Source organism: Rhodobacter sp. TJ_12, assembly GCF_020023995.1.
In the GTDB taxonomy this organism is placed as follows: Bacteria; Pseudomonadota; Alphaproteobacteria; order Rhodobacterales; family Rhodobacteraceae; genus Rhodobacter.
The window spans coordinates 1-539 of the sequence record NZ_NRRD01000085.1 but is presented as its reverse complement, the minus strand read 5'-3'; the positions used below and the strand labels follow the sequence as shown (position 1 = coordinate 539).

Below are 539 nucleotides of genomic sequence, written 5' to 3'. Positions count from 1 at the left end.
GCTTCGCGACTATCCGATGCCCCCTGCAGACCTGCCGCTGATCCCCATCCTGCGCGACTGGCTGTAACGGTTCTGTGGCACAAGGGCCTCAATCGTTCATATGTCGCACCCCAAAGGCGCTCTACGACCAAAATCGTGAGTGTTTATTTATCGCTTTATGACTAACCTGTGACTGGGGAAACTTGCTTCTTGGGGGAAAGCAGATGCTCAGGACGATCACGATCGGTAGCTGTGTCTCGGTTCAGGGCCTTCTCGTCGGCCAGATGGCGGATGGTAAGGTGATGGTTCGGGTCGACGAAAAGACGTATGTCGGCTACCCGATCCCGTCGAAACGCGCCGCCTGACCTTCTGGCGCTCAACTCGCTAAGAATGAAAAGGCCGGGCAGCTTCAGCTGCCCGGCCTTTCCCATCTCGCGATCCCGCCGCCCGCCGAAGCGGGCCGCGGGTGTCCGGCCTCAGGCCAGCTTGCGCTGGACCTCCTCGCGTTCGAAGATCTCGATCACGTCGCCGGGACGGATGTCTTCGTAGCGTTCGAAGGC

1 protein-coding gene is annotated in these 539 nt (G+C 59.9%); it reads left to right on the top strand.

Annotation, left to right across the window (positions count from 1 at the left end; genetic code table 11):
• Positions 1-203 precede the first annotated feature (203 nt).
• On the top strand, positions 204-344 hold the full coding sequence (locus CKO11_RS17305) for a hypothetical protein (protein WP_002721616.1): 141 nt from the start codon (positions 204-206) through the stop codon (positions 342-344).
• The last annotated feature ends 195 nt before the right edge of the window (positions 345-539 follow it).